The sequence below is a fragment of the Kribbella sp. NPDC050820 genome (assembly GCF_040653975.1).
Taxonomy (GTDB): Bacteria; Actinomycetota; Actinomycetes; order Propionibacteriales; family Kribbellaceae; genus Kribbella.
Map to the genome: position 1 here is coordinate 25,300 of NZ_JBFAHB010000052.1, position 20,068 is coordinate 45,367.

Here is a 20,068-nt window from a genome sequence, read left to right on the forward strand (position 1 = left end):
TCAGCTGAACGCCTGCTTCAGCAGCGTGGACTGCTCGGACTGGTGCACACCGTGCGAGCCGACCGACGGCGCCGACATGGCCGGGCGGGAGACCCGGTAGAACGGCTTGCCGCCGAGGTGCTCGGTCAGGTTCAGCGCCATGAACGGCCACGGGCCCTGGTTCGCGGGCTCGTCCTGGACCCAGCGGACCTCGGTCGCGTTCGGGTACTTGGCCAGCTCGGCGGAGACCTCCTCGGCCGGCAGCGGGTAGAGCTGCTCGACCCGGAGGACCGCGGTGCTGAGCTTGTCCGGCTCCGCCTTCTTCCGCTCGGCCAGCAGGTCGTACACGATCCGCCCCGACGCCAGGATGACGCGCTCGATGGTGCCCGCGGTCGCCTCGGCGTCGGCGTCGCCGAGCACCGGCTTGAACGTGCCGTGGGTCAGCTCCTCCGGCCGCGACACCGCCTCCTTGCGCCGCAGCAGCTGCTTCGGCGTGAAGACGATCATCGGGTTGTGCTCCTCGCCGAGCGTGTGCCGGCGGATCAGGTGGAAGTACGACGCCGGCGTCGACGGCTGTGCCACCGTCATCGCGTTCTCGGCGCACAGCTGCAGGAACCGCTCGATCCGGGCCGACGAGTGGTCCGGGCCCTGGCCCTCGTACCCGTGCGGCAGCAGCAGCACGACACCCGACTTCTGGCCCCACTTCGCCTCACCGGACGAAATGTACTCGTCGATGATCGACTGGGCGCCGTTGACGAAGTCGCCGAACTGCGCCTCCCACAGCACCAGCGCGTCCGGCCGGGCCACGGAGTACCCGTACTCGAAGCCGAGTGCGGCGTACTCGCTCAGCAGCGAGTCGTAGACGTGGAAGTTCGCCTGGCCCTCGTCCAGGTGCTGCAGCGGCACCCAGTCCTGGCCGTTGACCCGGTCGATGATCGCCGCGAACCGCTGCACGAAGGTGCCGCGCCGGCTGTCCTGGCCGGCGAGCCGGACCGGCCGGTTGGCCAGCAGCAGCGTGCCGAACGCGGTGATCTCCGCGCTGGCCCAGTCGATCGGGCCCTGGGTGATCGCGGACGCCCGGCGCTGCAGCTGCGGCAGCACCTTCGGGTGCACGGTGAAGCCCTCCGGCAGCGTGGTGTACGCGTCGGCGATCTTCTTCAGCACCTCGGGCGTGGTCGCGGTCGCGTCCGGGCCCTCCGGCTTGTCCGGGTACACCGGGACGGTGACGTACGGCGCCGGCCTGTCCGGCTGGCTCTTCGCCTCGCGGACCTCGGTGAACACCCGCTCCAGCCGTTGCTGGAAGTCCCGCATCGCCTGCTCGGCCTCTTCGACCGTGATGTCGCCGCGGCCGATCAGGGCCTCGGTGTAGAGCTTGCGGACGGACCGCTTCTGCTCGATCAGGTCGTACATCAGCGGCTGGGTGAAGCTCGGGTCGTCGCCCTCGTTGTGACCGCGGCGGCGGTAGCAGACCAGGTCGATGACGACGTCCTTGTTGAACGCCTGGCGGTACTCGAAGGCCAGGTCGGCGACCCGGACACAGGCCTCGGGGTCGTCGCCGTTCACGTGGAAGATCGGCGCCTGCACCATCCGGGCCACGTCGGTGCTGTACATCGACGACCGCGACGAGGCCGGGGAGGTGGTGAAGCCGACCTGGTTGTTCACGATCACGTGGATCGTGCCGCCGGTGCGGTAGCCGCGCAGCTGGGACAGGTTCAGCGTCTCGGCCACCACGCCCTGGCCGGCGAAGGCCGCGTCACCGTGCACGAGCACCGGCAGCACGGGGAACGCGGTGCCGCGGTCCAGGATGTCCTGCTTGGCCCGGACGATGCCCTCGAGCACCGGGTCGACGGTCTCCAGGTGGGACGGGTTCGCGGCCACCGAGACCTTGATCTTGTCGCCGAACTCGGAGACGAACTCGCCCTCGGCGCCCAGGTGGTACTTGACGTCACCGGAGCCCTGCACGGTCCGCGGGTCGATGTTGCCGTCGAACTCGCGGAAGATCTGCCCGTAGGACTTGCCGACGATGTTGGCCAGCACGTTCAGCCGGCCGCGGTGCGCCATCCCGATGACGACCTCGTCCAGGCCGGCCCCGGCCGCCTCCTCGCAGAGCTCGTCGAGCAGCGGGATGGTGGTCTCGCCACCCTCCAGGGAGAACCGCTTCTGGCCGACGTACTTGGTCTGCAGGAAGGTCTCGAACGCCTCGGCCTCGTTCAGCTTGGCCAGGATCCGCAGCTGCTCCTCGCGCGGCGGCTTGGTGTGCGGCCGCTCGACCCGCTCCTGGAGCCACTTGCGCTGCTCGGGGTCCTGGATGTGCATGTACTCGATACCGGTGGTCCGGCAGTACGAGTCGCGCAGGATGCCGAGGATCTCGCGCAGCTTCATGAACTTGCGGTCCGCGCCGCCGAACGAGCCGGTGGCGAACTCGCGGTCCAGGTCCCACAGGGTCAGGCCGTGGGTGGCCACGTCCAGGTCGGGGTGGCTGCGCTGCTTGTACTCCAGCGGGTCGGTGTCGGCCATGATGTGGCCGCGCACCCGGAAGGCGTGGATCAGCTCCAGGATCCGGGCCTGCTTGCTGATGTCCTCCTCGTGGCTGTGCGGGAGGTCGGCGGCCCAGCGGATCGGCTCGTACGGAATCCGCAGCGACTGGAAGATCTCGTCGTAGAAGCCCTCCTGGCCGAGCAGCAGCTGGTGCAGCCGGCGCAGGAACTCACCCGACTGGGCGCCCTGGATGATCCGGTGGTCGTACGTCGAGGTCAGCGTCATCACCTTGCTGACCGCGAGCTTGGCCATCGTCTCGTCGGCCGCGCCCTGGTACTCCGGCGGGTACTCCATCGCGCCGACGCCGACGATGCAGCCCTGGTTGGTCATCAGCCGCGGCACCGAGTGCTGGGTGCCGATGGTGCCGGGGTTGGTCAGGCTGATCGTGGTGCCCTGGAAGTCGGGCAGCGCCAGCTTGTTGTCCCGGGCCCGCCGGACGATGTCCTCGTAGGCCATCCAGAACTCGGCGAACGTCATGTCCTCGGCGGCCTTGATCGACGGCACCAGCAGCTGCCGGGTGCCGTCCGGCTTCTGCATGTCGATGGCCAGGCCCAGGTTGATGTGGGCCGGCTGCACCAGGGTCGGCTTGCCGTCGGTCTCGGCGTACGACGCGTTCATCTCGGGCAGCGTCTTGAGCGCCTTCACCAGCGCCCAGCCGATCAGGTGGGTGAAGGAGACCTTGCCGCCGCGGGCGCGCTTGAGGTGGTTGTTGATGACGATGCGGTTGTCGATCAGCAGCTTGACCGGGACCTGCCGGACGCTGGTCGCGGTCGGGACCGTGAGGCTGGTCTCCATGTTCTGCGCCGTCCGCGCGGGCGCGCCGCGCAGGATCTGCCGCTCGGCGTCGCTGCTGGACGCGGGAGCGGCCTTGGGCTGGGCGCTGGGCGGCTGGTTCACCGTGCCTCCGGTCGGGACCGCGCTGCCGGCGGCAGGCGCTGCCTTCGCTGCTGGTTGTGCTGCGGGCTGGCTCTTCGGCACGGCGGCCTGCGCAGCGGCCGGCGGTGTTGCGGCAGCCGGGGCCGGAGCGGCGGCTGGGGGAGCTGCGGCGGCGGCCGCCGCTGCAGGCTGGCTCGAGGCGGGCGCGGACGCTGCCGTGCCGCGGCTCGGGGCCTCAGGAGTCTTGTTCTCTGACACCGCGTCGGGCCTGGGAGCGTCGGCCGGGGTCGTGGTCACCGGCTTCGCGTCACCTGGGTTGTAGTTCTTGAAGAAGTCGAGCCAAGCCGGATCCACTGAATTCGGGTCCTGCAGGTACTTCTCGTACAGCTCGTCGACCAGCCATTCGTTCGCACCGAAGGCTGCTAGTGGATTGGTGTCTGATGGCTCGGTGGCCACTTGGCAGTTCGCCTCTTCCGATCGGTCCGGTACCGCGGGTGTTAATGCTGATGTTATGGGTGGTGTCCCAGGGCAAGGCTAATAGCACGCGGACCACTTCCACAGCCCGGGACCACCGGACCAGTGCGTCGGGTGGTCAGGCCCTGGCGACTTGATCGATCGAGGCCTGAAACACTGTGCTGGCAGGTGTTTCAGCTCACAGGCCCCGGGTCCCGATGTGAGTGACCGGACGGAAACTCGGCCGGAGTCCGGGACGCCTTGCAGAGGTGGGATTCCGGCCGGTCCGGCGGTCACTCTCGGTGCACCGTTTGAGCGTGCCTGGCCACTGTATGCAACTGACCACTCGCGGTGGGTGCTGATCAGCACTAGGGAGAAATGTGGTGAAGCTCACGCTGTGGATCAGTCCAGTTCGCCGCGACTGGGCTCACCGGTTGGTCAGCCGGCGGACCAGCTTGAGTCCGGACCAGGTCGCGTCGATCGCACACACCTTGACGTCGACGACGCCGAGCGGGAGGGCGAGCTCGCGGATCCCGTTCTCGTCCAGGTCGGTCGGTACGCCGGACGACCGCTTCGGCCAGGCGATCCAGACCATCCCGGCGGCCGTCGTCTTCTGGAGCAGCAGCGGCAGCCGTTTCGCCAGCCGGTCCCGGTCCGGGCAGAACGCCAGCACGACCTCGTACGGCGTGCGGCCGGGCTGGCGCGCGATCGTCGTACCGTCCGGCAGGCCGTCGATCGCGAAGTCGTCCGGGGCGTTGTCGACCAGCACGACCTGGCCGGGCTGGATGCCCAGCTTGGCCGCGAGCGGCTTGCCCGAGTAGCCCGGCGTGGTCGCCATGACCGCATGCTATGTTCTGGATATCAGATATCCAGAATGTGAGGAGTGGGGATGATCACGAATCCAGCGGAGCTGCATGATCCGGCCGGCTTCGGCTACAGCCACGTGGCGAGCGTCGGGGATCTGGTCTTCGTCGCCGGTCAGTACGCGTCCGGACCGGACGGCCTGGTCTCGGTCGACGACTTCGCCGAGCAGGTGAAGTTGTCGTTCGAGAACCTCGGGATCGCCCTGCGCTCGGCCGGGCTCGACTACGCCGACGTGTTCCAGTTGCGCACGTACGTCGTCGACCACTCGGCGGAGAAGCTCGCCGTCCTGGGCGCCGCGATCGCCGAGCGCTGGCCCGCCAAGCCGCCGGTCCAGACCCTGCTCGGCGTCGACCGGCTGGCCCTGCCCGAAATGCGCTTCGAGGTCGATGCCATCGCAGTACGCCCCTAGGGCTGCATACTGACCAGATGGCGTTGACGGATGAGGCGATCGTCAAGATCAAGGGGATGATCACCTCGGGGGAACTGGGGCCTGGGGATCGACTGCCGAAGGAGGCGGATCTCGCGGCGCGGCTCGGCCTGTCGCGGAACTCGCTGCGCGAGGCGGTCAAGGCGCTGACGCTGGTGAACGTCCTGGACGTCCGGCACGGCGACGGCACGTACGTGACCAGCCTGGACTCGGCGCACCTGCTCGACGCGCTGAACTTCATGGTGGACCTGCACCGCGACGACTCGGTCCTGCAGTTCTTCGAGGTACGGCGCCTGCTCGAGCCCGGCGTGGCTGCGCTGGCCGCCACCCGGATCACCAAGGAGCAGGTGATCGAGCTGCGGTTGCTGTGCAGCGACCTGACGCCGGAGGCCGAGGTGGAGGAGCTGGTCGCCAACGACCTGCGCTTCCACCGCGGCATCGCGGAGGCGACCGGGAACCAGGTCGTCTGCTCCTTGCTGGACGGCATCTCCGGCGCGACCCAGCGGGCTCGGATCTGGCGTGGGGTCACCCAGGCCGGCGCGGTCGAGCGGACGCTGCTGGAGCACGCCGCGATCCTGGATGCGATCGAGATCGGCGACGCCGAGGCGGCCCGAGCGTGGATGACCGCCCACATCGCCGGCGTCGAGACCTGGCTGCGCAAAGCCCCATAGGGGTACTGGGCAGGTATGGCGTTCGAGCCGCCTCCACCGCGCAGTGCGCTGACGTTGCGTCTGGTCCTGGCGTGCTTCGGCGTGGCCATGTGGATCACGGCGGCGGTGCTGTCCGCCGTACTGGACCTGCCGCAGGGCTGGGTGATCGCGTTCGGCATGCTCGCTGTGGTCGCGGCGGTCGACTTGGTGATCGTTGCCTGGCGCAAACACCGGATAAGAAGTTGAAGGGGTGAACCACGACCCCGTAGGCTTGGTGACGTCCCATTCCCGACGTCAGGGGTCTGCGTTGTAACTCCGAGGTCTTTCCTTCAGCCGGTGATCGCCACCCGTCGCGGTGCGCGGTCTCGTCCGAGACCTCTTTCTGGAGTACACGCACATGAGTCATTCCCTGTCCTGTACGGACCTCTTCTTCGCCTGGCCGGACGGCGACGTGCTGTTCGACGGGCTCAGCTTCGTCGCCGGGCCGGTGCGGTCCGGGCTGGTCGGCCGCAACGGCGCCGGCAAGTCGACGCTGCTCCGGCTGATCGCCGGTCGGCTCACGCCGCAACGTGGGTCGATCCGGGTCAGCGGCGAGCTCGGGTACCTGCCGCAGGACCTCACCCTCGACATCACGCTGCGCGTCGACCAGGCGCTCGGCATCGACGGCGTCCGGCGGGCGATCACCGCGATCGAGTCCGGTGACGCCTCCGAGGAGAACTTCGCCGCCGTCGGTGACGAGTGGGACGTCGAGGAGCGGGCCGAGGCGATGCTGGGCAAGCTCGGCCTCGGCGCGATCGGGCTGGACCGCAACGTCGGCGAGCTGTCCGGCGGCGAGACGATCCTGCTCGGCCTGGCCGCCGAGCTGCTGCGGCGTCCCGACGTACTGCTGCTGGACGAGCCGACCAACAATCTCGACCTGCGGGCGCGGCGGCATCTGTACGACGCCGTCGAGCAGTTCCGCGGTGCGCTGCTGATCGTCAGCCACGACCGGGAGTTGCTGGACCGGGTCGACCAGATCGGCGACCTGCGCAAGGGCGACATCACCTGGTACGGCGGCAACCTGACGGCGTACGAGGAGGCGGTCGCAGTCGAGCAGGAGGCGGCCGAGCGGATGATGCGGGCGGCGGAGGCCGACGTACGCAAACAGAAGAAGGACCTGATCGAGGCGCGGATGAAGATGGACCAGCGCCGGGCGCGGGGGCAGCGGGCCTTCGAGCAGGGCGGGATCCCGAAGATCGTCGCCGGCAACCTGAAGCGCGGGGCGCAGGTGTCGGCCGGCAAGCACCTCGGCATGCAGAGCGAGCGGCTGGAGTCGGCGCAGGAGGCGCTGGCCGATGCGGAGGCGAAGGTCCACGACGACGACACGATCAGGGTCGACCTGCCGAAGACCGCCGTACCCGCGGGGCGGATCGTGCTGCAGCTGGAGGATCACGAACTGCGGACCGGCGCGCGCGTCGAGCTGGAGATCCGCGGGCCGGAGCGGATCGCGTTGACCGGGCCGAACGGCGCGGGCAAGACGACGCTGCTGCAGTCGATCGTGGCGGGGGAGTTGCCGGTGGTGCCGTTCCGGTACCTTCCGCAGCGGCTGGACCTGCTGCGGGACGACCTGTCGATCGTCGACAATCTCGCTTTGCTTGCTCCGAGCACGGAGAACCAGGAGCGCCGGTCGCGGTTGGCGCGCTTCCTGTTCCGGGGGCGTTCGGCGGATCAGCTGGTCAGCACGTTGTCGGGTGGCGAGCGCTTCCGGGCAACGCTGGCGGCTCTCCTGCTGGCCGAGCCGCCGCCTCAGTTGCTGATGCTTGACGAGCCGACGAACAACCTGGATCTGGCCAGCGTCGCGCAGTTGCGTGACGCGCTCGCGTCGTACAACGGCGCCCTGGTCGTCGCGAGCCACGACCTCCCGTTCCTCCGCGAGATCGGCATCACCCGCTGGGTCGAGCTGACCCCGGAGACCCTGACCGACATCGATCCGCTGTAGTCCGCTACCGACAGCCCCGTCACCCCGCTGGGGGGTGGCGGGGCTTTGTCGTGCCCTTGCCTTCGATACCCCTAGGGGGTATGGTCTGGGGCATGGATGAGCATCACGAGCACGTTTCGCACGTTTCGCACGACGAGCACGGTGGCCACGTCGAGCACAGCGAGCACGGTGGGCACGGTGGGCATGCGGGGCATGGGGATCACGCGGCGCAGTTCAAGGACCGGTTCTGGATCAGCCTGGCGCTGGCGGTGCCGGTGGTGTTCTTCAGCGAGATGTTCGCCGACCTGCTCGGGTACATGCCGCCGGAGTTCCCCGGCTCGAACCTGATCGCGCCGGTGCTCGGCACCGTGATCTTCCTGTACGGCGGCCGGCCCTTCCTGACCGGTGGATGGTCCGAGCTGACGTCCCGCCGGCCCGGGATGATGCTGCTGATCTCGATGGCGATCACGGTCGCGTTCGTGGCGTCCTGGGTCACCACGCTCGGCCTCGGCGGCTTCGACCTGGACTTCTGGTGGGAGCTCGCGCTGCTGATCGTGATCATGTTGCTCGGGCACTGGCTGGAGATGCGTGCGCTCGGCGCCGCGTCCGGCGCCCTCGACGCGCTGGCCGCGTTGCTGCCGGACTCGGCGGAGAAGGTGACCGCCGACGGTGTGGTCGAGGTGTCGCTGTCCGAATTGCAGGCGGGCGACGTCGTACTGGTCCGTTCCGGTGGTCGCGTGCCCGCCGACGGGACGGTGGTCGACGGGCAGGCCGAGGTCGACGAGTCGATGATCACCGGCGAGTCGCGCCCGGTCGCCCGCGCCGTCGGCGACCCGGTCGTCGCCGGAACCGTTGCCACCGACAACGCCCTGCGGATCGAGATCACCGCCGTCGGCGACGACACCGCGCTGGCCGGGATCCAGCGTCTGGTCGCGGAGGCGCAGGCCTCGTCGTCCCGCGCGCAGGCGCTGGCCGACCGGGCCGCCGCGTTCCTCTTCTACTTCGCGTCGATCGCCGGCGTGATCACGTTCGGCGTCTGGACGTTGCTCGGCGAGATCAACGAGGCCGTCACCCGGACCGTGACCGTCCTGGTGATCGCCTGCCCGCACGCCCTCGGCCTCGCCATCCCGCTGGTGATCGCGATCTCCACCGAGCGCGCCGCGAAGGCCGGCGTGCTGGTGAAGGACCGGCTTGCGCTGGAGCGGATGCGGACGATCGACGTCGTACTGTTCGACAAGACCGGCACGCTGACCAAGGGCCAGCCGGTCGTCACCGGCGTCGCGGCGACCGGTTCGGTGACCGAGGACGAGCTGCTGGAGCTGGCGGCCGCGGTCGAGGCGGACAGCGAGCACCCGCTCGCCAAGGCGATCGTCCGGGCGCACTCGGAACGCGTTCCGGCCGGCGGCCGGGGGAGTGTGACCGCTTCGGACTTCCGGTCGCTGACCGGCCGCGGCGTACAGGCTGTTGTCAATGGCAACGAGGTTGCCGTCGGCGGTCCGGCGCTGCTGCGGGAGTACGGCGTACCGGAGCCGGCGGAGCTGGAAGCAGACGTCGCCGCCTGGAAGGGGCGGGGTGCCGCGGTGCTGCACGTGGTCCGGGACGGGCAGGTGCTCGGCGCGGTCGCGTTGGAGGACGAGGTCCGTGAGGAGTCCAAGCAGGCTGTGGACGCGTTGCACCGGCGGGGGGTGAAGGTCGCGATGATCACCGGTGATGCGCACCAGGTGGCCAAGGCGGTGGCGAAGGAGATCGGGATCGACGAGGTGTTCGCCGAAGTCCTGCCGCAGGACAAGGACGCCAAGGTCGCGGAGCTGCAGGCCCGTGGGCTGAAGGTCGCCATGGTCGGCGACGGCGTGAACGACGCGCCCGCCCTGGCCCGCGCCGAGGTCGGTATCGCCATCGGCGCCGGCACCGACGTCGCCATCGAGTCCGCCGGCGTGGTCCTCGCCGCCGACGACCCGCGCGCGGTCCTGTCGGTGATCGAGCTCTCCCGCGCCAGCTACCGCAAGATGTGGCAGAACCTGGCCTGGGCCACCGGCTACAACGTGATCACGGTCCCGCTGGCGGCCGGCGTACTGGCCTTCGCCGGAGTCGTCGTGTCCCCGGCCGTCGGCGCCGTCCTGATGTCCGTGTCCACCATCGTCGTAGCCCTCAACGCCCAACTCCTGCGCCGCCTCAACCTCAACCCGGCCGACCTGGCGCGCTGACCCCTGCTGGGCTCTCACTGACGCGGTGGGAGCCCAGCAGTCTTTTAGGTCAGCTGTTCTTGAGGAGGTTCTGCATCGTGGTGATCTCGGCGGTCTGAGCCGCTTGGATCTTCTTGGCCAAGGCGATGGCGGCCGGATCCTTGCCGCTCTTCTGCTCGGCCGTCGCCATGGTGACGGCACCCTGATGGTGCCTGATCATCAGCTGCATCCAGGCCTGGTCGAACGCGGCGCCCTTCGCCTTGCCGAGCTCGGACATCTCCTCCTCGCCCATCATGCCCGGCGCCTCCTCGGCCGCGCCGTGGCCGCCATGCTCCGGGCTGGGAACCGGCTTGCCCCAGGTGGTCAACCACCCGGACATCACCTTGATCTCCGGATCCTGCGCAGCCTTGATCGCCACCGCAAGACGCTTCACCTCAGGCGTGGTTGCCTGGTAGCCGGCCATACTCGCCATCTGCACAGCCTGCTGGTGATGCGGAATCATCTGCGACGCGAACCTGACATCCGCGTCGTTGAACGCGGCGGCGGTAGCGGTCGAGCCAGGCTCTGGTGCCACGGCCTCACCACAACCGGCCAACGCCAACACCAACACAGTCGTACTGAAAACGCGCTTCATCACAATGCATTCCTTTGAAGTCGAAGATTCGGGTACGGCGGAAGGCGCGCGGCGGCCTATATCCGCAACGCACCCAACTTCGACAACTCGGGCCTCGGCCAGGGTGGAGAGCGCTCACCCGCCACCAGTCGGCCGACCGGCGGAATCACCACGACGGATCGCCACGCCAGCAGACTCCGCAACCCCAGCGCGAGCGCCAGCAACAACAGAAGCCCGGTCAACACAGCCACACAGACCGAAACCATCTCGTGCTGCTCACTCGCGGGCGCGATGTCCACTCGTCCAAACGCATCGAGCAGCACAAGCGGCAACACCACCTCGTGCTGCCCAGCAGGCGTCACGCCCTCGTGCTGCTCCTGCCGGCCCGCTCCCGCCGGCTCCGCCATGTCCCCGTGGTGGCCGGACAGCGCCGGATGGGTTGGCGGGGTGGCCATCGCCGCGTCGTGGTGGGCTGTCAGGCCGTGCATGGCGAAGACTCCAACGGCCAGCGCGAGCACACTGAGGACGCGCAGCAACAGCGCTCCGCGGAACTCGGGCCGGTGATCCATCGGGCCCAAGGCTACAGATCCCTGCGCGCCGCAGGTGTTCGTGTGGGGACGAGGTGGTCAACAGGTGGGGGATGGGCTGGGTGCACAGTTGGGTGGGGTTGGGTGTGCACATTCCACGGTGATCGGGGTCGGCTTGCGTCGTACGTTCGGTGGAATCCCCAGTGCTGGAGGTTCCTATGGCCGGTTCACAGGTCGGTACCGACGACTATGCGCTCGCCCGTGTGCCGGCGAGTGCGCGTTATTCGTGGTGGTCTGTCGCGACGCAGCGGTTCGGGCAGATCTCTGCGCTCAGTCAGTTCCTGCTCGGAGCGACGCTCGGGTTCGGGATGAGTTTCTGGACCGCGTTCTGGGCGTTGACGCTCGGCGCGGTGATCCTCGAGCTGGTCGCGATCCTGATCGGCATCATCGGCGCCCGCGAAGGGTTGCAGACGTCGGTGATCGCGCGCTGGGCCGGGTTCGGCCAGGCGGGGTCGTCGCTGATCGGGCTGGCGATCGGGATCAGCCTGATCGGCTGGTTCGGCATCCAGTCCGCGGTGTCCGCGGCCGGTCTGAGCTCCCTGATCGGCGTGCTGCCGACCTGGGGCTGGTCGCTCGTGTTCGGGCTCGCCGTGACCCTCGTCGTACTGCGTGGGTTCCACTCGATGGCCTGGGTCGCCTACGTGACAGTCCCGGCCTTCCTCATCCTGGTCGGCTGGTCGATCATCAGCGAGCTGTCCGACCACAGCCTCGGCGCGCTGGCGAGTTCGGCGCCGCCCGGGCCGGAGCTCAGCCTGCTGCAGGGTACGACGCTCGTCGCCGGCGGATTCATCGTCGGGGCGGTGATCACCCCGGACATGACCCGCTACAACCGCAGCACCGGCGACGTGGTGAAGCAGACCCTCCTCGGGATCACGCTCGGCGAGTACGTGATCGGCCTGTCCGGCGTCCTGCTCGCGCACGCGGTCGGCTCGGCGGACGTGATCACCATCGTCACCTCGTCGGTCGGCTGGGTCGGCACGCTCGTCATCATTCTCGGCACGCTGAAGATCAACGACTGGAACCTCTACAGCTCCGGCCTCGGCGTGGTGAACTTCATCGGAACCGTCTTCGGCCGGCACGTCAACCGGGCCGTGGTCACGCTCGTGGTCGGCGTCCTCGGCAGCCTGCTCGCGGCGGGTGGGATCCTGACCAAGTTCACCGACTTCCTGATCCTGCTCGGGGTCGCGTTCCCGCCGATCGCCGGGATCATGGTCGCGGAGTACTTCGTGGTCAAGCGCTGGCGCCCCGACCTCGACCGGTCCCGCGAGCACGGCGCGCTGCCCGCGACCGCGCCGACCTGGGTGCCGGCGACGATCGTGATCTGGATCGGCGCCGCCCTGATCGGCAAGTACGTCGAGTGGGGCCTGCCCAGCATCAACTCGCTCGTGGTCGGCTTCGCCGCGTACGTCGTGGCCGGCAAGCTCGGCCTGGTCCGTGGCGTCGGCACCAGCCGCACCATGGACAGTGAGGACACCGAAGTCACCGCCGTCCCGGTCACCCGCTAGTCATCGCGGTACGGCGGCCGGCGTCGGCCGCCGTACCTGAAATCCAGGAGGATCCGAATGCGTATCGGCATCGATGTCGGTGGCACCAACACCGACGCCGTGCTGCTCGAGGGCAACACCGTGCTCGCGGCGAACAAGTCGGCGACGAGCGAGGACGTGACCGCGGGCATCATCGACACCCTCGACCGGTTGCAGGCCGAGCGGTCGTTCGACCCGGGCCAGGTGCAGGCGGTGATGATCGGCACGACACACTTCATCAACGCGCTGGTCGAGGCCCGGCGGCTGGCTCCGACGGCCGCGCTGCGGCTGGGGCTGCCCGCGACCGCCTCGCTGCCGCCGCTGGTCGACTGGCCGCAGCGGCTGGTGGACGCGGTCAGCGGCCGCAGCTACCTGGCGCACGGCGGGCACGAGTTCGACGGCCGGCACATCGCCGAGCTGGACGAGGACGAGCTGCGCCGGCATGCCGCGGACATGGTTGCGCACGGCATCCGGTCGGTGGCGATCTCGTCGGTGTTCTCGCCGGTCAGCAACGAGTTCGAGCTGCGGGCGGCGGAGATCCTGCGATCCGAGCTGGGCGACGACGTGGCGATCTCGTTGTCGCACGAGATCGGCCGGATCGGCCTGCTGGAGCGGGAGAACGCGACGATCATCAACGCGGCGCTACGGGAGCTCGCCGCGAGTATCGTCGACGGTCTGGCCGGCGCGGTCGCCGGTCACGGCATCGCCGCCCCGCTGTACCTGAGCCAGAACGACGGCACCCTGATGGACGTCGACTTCGCCCGCCGCTACCCGGTTGCGACGTTCGCGTCCGGTCCGACGAACTCGATGCGCGGCGCGGCCCTGCTGTCCGGCCTGGACACCTGCGCGGTCGTGGACGTCGGCGGTACGACGAGCGACGTCGGCGTACTCACGCACGGCTTCCCGCGGGAGGCGACCACCGAGGTCGACGTGGCCGGCGTACGGACGAACTTCCGGATGCCGGACGTGCTGAGCATCGGCATCGGCGGTGGCAGTTTGGTGGCCGAGGACAACGACCTGGTGACGGTCGGCCCGCGTTCGGTGGGCTACCGGCTGACCGAGGAGGCCTTGGTCTTCGGCGGTACGACGTTGACCGCGACCGACGTCGCGGTTGCGGCCGGACGGGCCGAGGTCGGGGACTCGGCCCTGGTCGCCGAGCTCGACCCGCGTCTGGTGAAGGAGGCGCTCGCCCGGGTCGCGGCGGACATCGCGGACGCCGTGGAGCGGATGCGGACGTCGCCCGAGCCGCTGCCGGTGGTGGCGGTCGGCGGTGGGTCGATCCTGCTGCCGGACGATCTGCCGGGCAGTCTCGCCGTCCATAGGCCGGATCACTTCGCGGTCGCGAACGCGATCGGCGCGGCGATCGCCCAGGTCGGCGGCGAGGTGGATCGGGTGTACGCGATCGATCCCGGCCGGCGCGACGCGGTGGTCGACGAGGCTCGTCAGGAGGCGGTGGACCGGGCGGTCGCGGCCGGTGCCGATCCGGCGGCGGTCCGGATCGTCGACTTCGACGAAGTACCGATTCCCTACTTGCCGGGCAACGCGACCCGGATCCGCTGCAAGGCGGTCGGCGACCTGCGGTTGGGGCAGTCATGACGACGCTGACTGCCGCTGATCTGCAGGCGCTGGCGCGCGGAGCCGCCGTACTCGGGACTGGTGGTGGCGGGGATCCGCACATCGGGCGGCTGCTCGCCGAGCAGGCGTTGCGTGCGCACGGTGACGTCGAGATCGTCGGTGTGGACGAACTGCCGGACGACGCCTGTGTGTTGCCGGTGGCAATGATGGGCGCGCCGACCGTGATGGTCGAGAAGCTGCCGTCCGCGGACCAGATCGCGATCGCCGTCGAGACGCTGGCCAAGTACGTCGGCAAGACGCCGACGCACATCGCCTGTATCGAGGCTGGTGGGGTCAACTCCACGGTCCCGGTGATCGCGGCCGCGCAGCTCGGTCTGCCGCTGGTCGACGGCGACGGGATGGGACGCGCGTTCCCAGAGCTGCAGATGGTGCTGCCGACTCTGGCCGGGATCGAGGCGACGCCGATGTCGATTGTCGACGAAAAAGGAAACCGCGGGGTTTTCGACACGATCTCCAACACCTGGGCCGAGCGGCTGGCGCGGTCGGCGACCGTGGACATGGGGTGTTCGGCGATCGTCTCGCTGTATGCGATGACCGGGGCCGAGGTCCGTGCGTCGTTCGTGCCGGGCACGCTGAGCCAGTGCCTCGCGATCGGTCATGCGATCGAGCTTGCGCAGCGTGAGCTCAGTGATCCGGCGGCCGCGGTCGTGGACCGGCTCGGCGGGCGGTTGCTGCATGTCGGCAAGGTGGTCGACGTTCAGCGCCGTACGACGACGGGCTTCGCGCGGGGTGACGCGGCGGTCGACGGGCTCGACGCGTCGCTCGGGCGCCTGCTGGTGCTGCGGTTCCAGAACGAGCATCTGGTCGCGGAGATCGACGGCACCGCGGTCGCGACCACTCCGGACCTGATCATCGTGCTCGACACTGAATCCGGCGAGCCGATCACCACCGAAGCGCTCCGCTACGGGCAACGCGTCAGCGTCCTGGCCGCGCCGTCCGACGAACGCTGGCACTCGCCGGCCGGCATCGAGCTCGTCGGCCCGCGCTACTTCGGCTACGACCTGGACCCGATCCGCGCCTTGGAGACGGTATGAGCTGGCAGTTGGGGATCGAGCATCTGCGGGATCTTGCCCGTGGGGCGGCGATCCTGGGCACCGGTGGTGGCGGGGATCCGCTGATCGGGCGGTTGCTGGTGGAGCAGGCGATCCGGGAGCACGGGCCGGTGACGGTGCTGGATCCGGACGAGCTCGACGACGACGCGTTCGTCATCCCGACCGCGCAGATGGGTGCGCCAACGGTGATCGTGGAGAAGATCCCGCGCGGCAGCGAACCGGTCGGCGCGCTCCGGGCCCTCGAACACCACCTCGGCCGCACCGCCGACGCGACCATGCCGATCGAGTGCGGCGGGATCAACTCGATGATCCCGCTCCTGGTCGCGGCCCGGACCGGCCTGCCGGTCGTCGACGCCGACGGGATGGGCCGCGCGTTCCCCGAGCTCCAGATGGAGACCTTCTCGGTGTACGGCGTACCGGGGTCGCCGATGGCGATTGCAGGCGAGCACGACGAGACGGTTGTCATCAATACGGGTGTCGACAATCGACAGATGGAGTGGCTGGCCCGCGGGATCACGATCCGGCTGGGCGGCGTCGCGCACATCGCGGAGTACTCGATGACGGGCGCCGACGTGAAGCGCACCGCCGTACCGCGGACGCTGTCCCTCGGGTTGTCGCTCGGGCGTGCGGTCCGGGAGGCGCGCGAGTCGCACAGCGACCCGATCGAGGCGATCCGTACGGCGTTGGCGCCGACGCTCTACAACCACCTGCGGGTGTTGTTCCGCGGCAAGGTGGTCGACGTGGAGCGCCGTACCGTCGAGGGCTTCGCGCGCGGGCGGGCGCGGTTCACGTCGTACGACGGAGAGTCCTCGCTCGAACTGCGGTTCCAGAACGAGAACCTGGTCGCGGAGGTCGACGGGACGGTCGTGTGCACCGTGCCGGACCTCATCTGCGTGCTGGAGGGTGACACCGCCGAGCCGATCACCACGGAGGGCCTCCGCTACGGGCAGCGCGTCACGGTGGTCGGCATCTCCACGCCTGACCTGATGCGGACACCGGAAGCACTGGCCGTGTTCGGGCCGTCGTGCTTCGGACTGGACGTGGAGTTCGCCCCGGTCGAACGCCTTACCGACCTGGTTGGCACGACCCCCTGAGACCTCGGCCCACCGTTGCGACCCCTCCGCGGTGGGCCAGGGTTCCACCCACAGCCGTGCTCGCGGTGACATCATCGGCCCATGACGACGGTCATCCGGGAGCAGGATCTGGGGGCGTTGGTCGTCGGCGTCACGCTGCTCGGGTCCGGTGGTGGCGGCGACAGCCGGGCGTTCGGACGGATCCTGCAGCGCCGGCTGGGGACCGGTGACCTGTCGCTGCGCGACGCGTCGGCGGGTGTCGAGGGCAACCTGAGCCCGGTCGGTGTGGTCGGGGCGACCAGTGTGCTCACCGAGAAGCTGCCGAGCGGGGGTGAGTTCGCCGCCGCAGTGCAGGCGGTCAGCCGGTGGACCGGTCAGCCCGTGGACGGGTTGATGTCGCTGGAGGCGGGCGGCCTGAACGGTCTCAGCGCGCTGGTCGCTGCAGTGGACATGGGCCTGCCGTTCGTCGACGCCGACCTGATGGGCCGGGCGTTGCCGCGACTCGACCAGTTCTCCTGGGCGGTCGCTGGGCGCTCGCTGACACCGTGTGCGTTGAGCGAGCCGGGCGGACAGGTCGTTGTCGTCGACAACATCGATCCGGCCGGGCTGGAGCGCGCCGTACGGAGCTTCGTCGTCCACACCGGCGGCTGGGCAGTGCTGGCCCTCGCGCCGACACCGGCCGCGGCTGCGACCGCCGACGCGGTCAACGGGAGCCTGGCACGTGCACTCGAGCTCGGCCGCGTCCACGCCGATCTGCCTGTCTCGGCAGCGCCGTCCGAGGTGGCCGAGGCACTCGGTGGACGGCTACTGGGCGACGGGCGGGTCGATGAGGTGGCCCGGTACGGCGGTCGGTCGCACGGCCCGGGTGGTGCGTTCGGGCGGGGCACAGTCTGTGTTGTCGATGAGCCGAGTCAGGCTGTGGTCCGGATCGAGACCGAGAACGAGTACCTGCTGGCGATGGTCGACGGCGTACCGGTGGTGACCACACCGGACCTGGTGTGCGTGCTGGACCGGCGGACGCTGCAGCCGATCGCGGTCGACGCGATCCGTTCGGGTGACGAGGTGCTGGTGCTCGGGTTGCCGGGGCCGGACTGGTGGCGGCACGGCGAGCGGCTGACCCACGTGGGTCCGCGAGCCTTCGGTCTCACGTGCGACCCACTGTTGCTGGAGGCATCGTGACTGCGCTGGCTGCGATGCTGACCTCGCCAGGCTGGCGGGACGTCGTCGTACTGGGTGGTGGGCAGGCGGAGCCTGGGCCGTCGCTGAAGGGCTCGCGGGTGTTGATGGATGTCGCTGGGCATCCGGCGCCGATGGGCGGTGAACTGCTCGTCGTACTGCTCTCGTCGGACCACACCGACTGGCGGATCGATGCGCTGATCAGCAGGGCCTCGGCCGCGGGTGCTGCGGCGGTGTTGCTGGCTGGGGTGGAGCCGTTGGGGCGTGGGGCTCAGTTGCTTGCCGAGCGACTGCAGTTGCCGGTGCTGGGGAGTCCGGATCCGTTGGCTGCCCACGACTACCTCAACCGGGTGACGGCCGAGCCGGAGCTCGTGCGGGCGGACTTGGTGCAGCGGGCGGTGACTGCGCTGCGGCGGTCCGACGGTGAGCTGGAGTCGGTGCTGCGTACGGCGGCCGACGTACTGGAACGGCCCGTCACGCTGGCTGGGTCTGACGGCGGCACATTGGCTGGTGAGCCGTTGGAGCCTTCTGAGCGACCGGAGTTGGTTGCTGCGTTGCCTGCGGTGCCGGTGGCGTGGGCAGCGCCGTACCGGGTGGATCTGTCGAGTGGTGCAGTGCTGATTGCGGTGTCCGTGTTGGGTGCTGGGCCTGCTTGTTGGTTGGTGGCTCGGTTGCCCGGGGTGGTCGCGGCTGAGGTGGCCGCCGTACCTGAGGTGCTGACTGTGGTTGCGCCGGCTGTGGGGCAGCGGCTGGCGTTGCGGCGGTTGGAGCTGGAGCGGGACGCTCGGCAGCGCACGTCGTTGCTGGGGGAGTTGTTGCATGGCGAGCCGTCCGAGGCGACGCGGCGACGTGCCGTGGACCTGGGGTGGCAGCTCGACGGGTGGCACACGGGTATCCGCATCGGTGCGGACGGGCAGGTGGATGTGGCTGGTCGCCGTACTGATGTGGTCGAGGCGTTCGATGCTGAGGGGTTGCAGGCGGTGGTGGTCGAGCAGGGGGACGGCTGGTCCGCTTGGATCACCGCCGCGCGCGAGCCGACGGCGACTGAGGTGCAGCAGCAGGCTGCAGCCATCCGGCGTGTCCAACGCCGTTTGGTGCAGACCGTGGACGCGTATGTCGGCGTTGGTCGCGTACAACCCGGGCCGAGCGGCATCGCCACCTCCCTTGCTGAGGCCGGCGATGCTGCCGGGCTCGCCCGCGGTCGCCCGGAGACTGGCCGCTTCCTACACGTCGACCGGCTCGGCCTCGCGCAACTGCTGCTGGCCTGGACGCGCACCGACACGTTCCAACCGGCCGCCCGCGCCCTCCTCGCCCCGATCGAACACCAACCCGGCGACCTGGTCGGCACTCTCGCCACCTACCTCGACACCGAATCCTCCTTGGCCGAAACCGCCGCCGTCCTCGGCATCCACCGCAACACCGTCTCCGCCCGCATCAGCAAGATCCAGCAACTCCTGGGCGTAGACCTGACCAACCCCGACGAACGCCTGGCCCTCCACCTAGCCTGCCGAACCGCCCGCGACTGATCGCTGGAAATTGGGGCGCGGGATGGAGTGGGGGTTGGTAGCGTGTGGGCGACCGTGTGAGTGTGAGGAGGTGAGTCCCATGAAGGTTGTACGTACGTGGGTGCTCCCCCTCGTCGCCACGGTCGGCGATTGACGTAGGGGTCGCCGGGAGCGCCGGACCACTTGGCACTCCCGAAAGGCAATTCCCATGCATTCTTTGCGTTTCACCAACGAGGCATCGTCGAACGGTGTCGTCGAGCGTGACTTCATGGTGGGCGACGTCCCCGGCGTACTCTGGTCGCCAGCAGCTGGTCTCGAGCATGCGCCGCTGGTGCTGATGGGGCACGGCGGCGGTATGCACAAGAAGACGCCGGCACAGGTGGCGCGTGCTCGCGATGCAGTCACGCAGTGGGGCTACAACGTGGCCGCCATCGATGCGCCAGGGCACGGCGAACGGCCGCGTACCGCGGACGACGAGCAGGCCCGCCTCGACCTCCGGCAGGCGTTGACGGACGGCGACCACGAAGGCTTCAAGGCGGTCAGCATCCGTTTCGCGATCTCGCTTGCGGAGCGCGCCGTACCGGAGTGGCAGGCGACTCTGGACGCACTCCAGGAGCTGCCCGAGATCGGCTCCGAAGCACCGATCGGGTACGGCGGGGGCATCTCGCTGGGCACCGCGATCGGCGTACCGCTCACGGCGACCGACTCCCGCATCTCAGCCGCCATCTTCGGTGGCGGCTTCTTCGTGTACGACGAACAACTCGAAGCCGCCCGCCGGATCACCGTCCCGATCCAGTTCCTGCTCCCGTGGGACGACGAACACGTCGACCGTCAGTCCGGCATTACCTTGTTCGACGCCTTCGCCACCCAGGAGAAAACCCTCCACGCCAACCCAGGCGACCACCGCACCATCCGCTGGATCGGCCTCGACAACGAGTTCCTCCCCCGCCACCTCGGCCGTCCACCAGCCGCCTGAG

At 69.3% G+C, this 20,068-nt stretch carries 16 protein-coding genes; 12 read left to right on the forward strand and 4 right to left on the reverse strand.

Going from position 1 to position 20,068, the window contains the following annotated elements; genetic code table 11:
* Both AB0H36_RS33325 and AB0H36_RS33330 read right to left on the reverse strand, forming a co-directional pair.
* Positions 1-3,849 carry a multifunctional oxoglutarate decarboxylase/oxoglutarate dehydrogenase thiamine pyrophosphate-binding subunit/dihydrolipoyllysine-residue succinyltransferase subunit gene (locus AB0H36_RS33325; RefSeq protein WP_360532788.1) on the reverse strand — a complete coding sequence of 1,283 codons (3,849 nt, stop codon included), beginning with the start codon at positions 3,847-3,849 and terminating at the stop codon, positions 1-3.
* 424 nt (positions 3,850-4,273) lie between these two features.
* Positions 4,274-4,684, reverse strand: a complete 411-nt coding sequence (locus tag AB0H36_RS33330) for a DUF3052 domain-containing protein (protein ID WP_360532791.1) — start codon at positions 4,682-4,684, stop codon at positions 4,274-4,276.
* A 51-nt stretch (positions 4,685-4,735) separates the two neighbouring features.
* Between AB0H36_RS33330 and AB0H36_RS33335 the strand changes: the two genes are divergently transcribed.
* From AB0H36_RS33335 to AB0H36_RS33355, 5 genes are all read left to right on the forward strand, one after another.
* The gene (locus tag AB0H36_RS33335) at positions 4,736-5,119 is read left to right on the forward strand and encodes a RidA family protein (RefSeq protein ID WP_360532794.1); all 384 of its coding nucleotides are present in this window, start codon (positions 4,736-4,738) and stop codon (positions 5,117-5,119) included.
* 17 nt (positions 5,120-5,136) lie between these two features.
* Positions 5,137-5,808: a FadR/GntR family transcriptional regulator gene (locus tag AB0H36_RS33340; RefSeq protein ID WP_360532797.1), complete on the forward strand. Its 672-nt coding sequence runs from the start codon at positions 5,137-5,139 to the stop codon at positions 5,806-5,808.
* Between the two features lie 15 nt (positions 5,809-5,823).
* A complete protein-coding gene (locus AB0H36_RS33345; RefSeq protein ID WP_360532800.1) occupies positions 5,824-6,033 on the forward strand; it encodes a DUF6343 family protein in 210 nt (69 codons plus the stop codon).
* A 151-nt stretch (positions 6,034-6,184) separates the two neighbouring features.
* Positions 6,185-7,765 (forward strand): ATP-binding cassette domain-containing protein, encoded by a 1,581-nt coding sequence (locus AB0H36_RS33350; RefSeq protein ID WP_360532803.1) that lies wholly within the window; start codon positions 6,185-6,187, stop codon positions 7,763-7,765.
* Positions 7,766-7,857: 92 nt separating this feature from the next.
* Complete coding sequence (locus AB0H36_RS33355; RefSeq protein WP_360532806.1) at positions 7,858-9,948, forward strand: copper-translocating P-type ATPase; 2,091 nt, start codon at positions 7,858-7,860, stop codon at positions 9,946-9,948.
* Between the two features lie 49 nt (positions 9,949-9,997).
* On the opposite strand, the gene AB0H36_RS33360 is transcribed toward AB0H36_RS33355, so the two are convergent.
* Positions 9,998-10,561, reverse strand: a complete 564-nt coding sequence (locus AB0H36_RS33360) for a DUF305 domain-containing protein (protein ID WP_360532809.1) — start codon at positions 10,559-10,561, stop codon at positions 9,998-10,000.
* Between the two features lie 56 nt (positions 10,562-10,617).
* Positions 10,618-11,109 carry a hypothetical protein gene (locus AB0H36_RS33365; RefSeq protein WP_360532812.1) on the reverse strand — a complete coding sequence of 164 codons (492 nt, stop codon included), beginning with the start codon at positions 11,107-11,109 and terminating at the stop codon, positions 10,618-10,620.
* Between the two features lie 176 nt (positions 11,110-11,285).
* Between AB0H36_RS33365 and AB0H36_RS33370 the strand changes: the two genes are divergently transcribed.
* The 7 genes from AB0H36_RS33370 to AB0H36_RS33400 all read left to right on the forward strand — a co-directional run bounded on the left by AB0H36_RS33370 (position 11,286) and on the right by AB0H36_RS33400 (position 20,067).
* Complete coding sequence (locus AB0H36_RS33370) at positions 11,286-12,632, forward strand: cytosine permease (RefSeq protein ID WP_360532815.1); 1,347 nt, start codon at positions 11,286-11,288, stop codon at positions 12,630-12,632.
* A 57-nt stretch (positions 12,633-12,689) separates the two neighbouring features.
* Complete coding sequence (locus tag AB0H36_RS33375; RefSeq protein WP_360532818.1) at positions 12,690-14,246, forward strand: hydantoinase/oxoprolinase family protein; 1,557 nt, start codon at positions 12,690-12,692, stop codon at positions 14,244-14,246.
* Entirely contained in the window at positions 14,243-15,319 is a 1,077-nt protein-coding gene (locus tag AB0H36_RS33380) for a DUF917 domain-containing protein (protein ID WP_360532821.1), read from the forward strand. Before AB0H36_RS33375 ends, AB0H36_RS33380 begins: the two co-directional genes overlap by 4 nt.
* Positions 15,316-16,431 (forward strand): DUF917 domain-containing protein, encoded by a 1,116-nt coding sequence (locus AB0H36_RS33385; protein WP_360532824.1) that lies wholly within the window; start codon positions 15,316-15,318, stop codon positions 16,429-16,431. The genes AB0H36_RS33380 and AB0H36_RS33385 overlap by 4 nt, the downstream gene beginning before the upstream one ends.
* Positions 16,432-16,512: 81 nt before the next feature.
* Positions 16,513-17,589 (forward strand): DUF917 domain-containing protein, encoded by a 1,077-nt coding sequence (locus AB0H36_RS33390; RefSeq protein ID WP_360532826.1) that lies wholly within the window; start codon positions 16,513-16,515, stop codon positions 17,587-17,589.
* Positions 17,586-19,112 (forward strand): helix-turn-helix domain-containing protein, encoded by a 1,527-nt coding sequence (locus tag AB0H36_RS33395; RefSeq protein ID WP_360532829.1) that lies wholly within the window; start codon positions 17,586-17,588, stop codon positions 19,110-19,112. The genes AB0H36_RS33390 and AB0H36_RS33395 overlap by 4 nt, the downstream gene beginning before the upstream one ends.
* 187 nt (positions 19,113-19,299) lie before the next feature.
* Positions 19,300-20,067, forward strand: a complete 768-nt coding sequence (locus tag AB0H36_RS33400) for an alpha/beta hydrolase (protein WP_360532832.1) — start codon at positions 19,300-19,302, stop codon at positions 20,065-20,067.
* Position 20,068: the final 1 nt, after the last annotated feature.

Excerpts from the sequence above, each read along its gene's own strand:
- AB0H36_RS33330 (WP_360532791.1), bottom strand. The coding sequence starts at position 4,684 with ATGGCGACCACGCCGGGCTACTCGGGCAAGCCGCTCGCGGCCAAGCTG.
- AB0H36_RS33335 (WP_360532794.1), top strand. The coding sequence starts at position 4,736 with ATGATCACGAATCCAGCGGAGCTGCATGATCCGGCCGGCTTCGGCTAC.
- AB0H36_RS33340 (WP_360532797.1), top strand. The coding sequence starts at position 5,137 with ATGGCGTTGACGGATGAGGCGATCGTCAAGATCAAGGGGATGATCACC.
- AB0H36_RS33345 (WP_360532800.1), top strand. The coding sequence starts at position 5,824 with ATGGCGTTCGAGCCGCCTCCACCGCGCAGTGCGCTGACGTTGCGTCTG.
- AB0H36_RS33350 (WP_360532803.1), top strand. The coding sequence starts at position 6,185 with ATGAGTCATTCCCTGTCCTGTACGGACCTCTTCTTCGCCTGGCCGGAC.
- AB0H36_RS33355 (WP_360532806.1), top strand. The coding sequence starts at position 7,858 with ATGGATGAGCATCACGAGCACGTTTCGCACGTTTCGCACGACGAGCAC.
- AB0H36_RS33360 (WP_360532809.1), bottom strand. The coding sequence starts at position 10,561 with ATGAAGCGCGTTTTCAGTACGACTGTGTTGGTGTTGGCGTTGGCCGGT.
- AB0H36_RS33365 (WP_360532812.1), bottom strand. The coding sequence starts at position 11,109 with ATGGATCACCGGCCCGAGTTCCGCGGAGCGCTGTTGCTGCGCGTCCTC.
- AB0H36_RS33370 (WP_360532815.1), top strand. The coding sequence starts at position 11,286 with ATGGCCGGTTCACAGGTCGGTACCGACGACTATGCGCTCGCCCGTGTG.
- AB0H36_RS33375 (WP_360532818.1), top strand. The coding sequence starts at position 12,690 with ATGCGTATCGGCATCGATGTCGGTGGCACCAACACCGACGCCGTGCTG.
- AB0H36_RS33380 (WP_360532821.1), top strand. The coding sequence starts at position 14,243 with ATGACGACGCTGACTGCCGCTGATCTGCAGGCGCTGGCGCGCGGAGCC.
- AB0H36_RS33385 (WP_360532824.1), top strand. The coding sequence starts at position 15,316 with ATGAGCTGGCAGTTGGGGATCGAGCATCTGCGGGATCTTGCCCGTGGG.
- AB0H36_RS33390 (WP_360532826.1), top strand. The coding sequence starts at position 16,513 with ATGACGACGGTCATCCGGGAGCAGGATCTGGGGGCGTTGGTCGTCGGC.
- AB0H36_RS33400 (WP_360532832.1), top strand. The coding sequence starts at position 19,300 with ATGCATTCTTTGCGTTTCACCAACGAGGCATCGTCGAACGGTGTCGTC.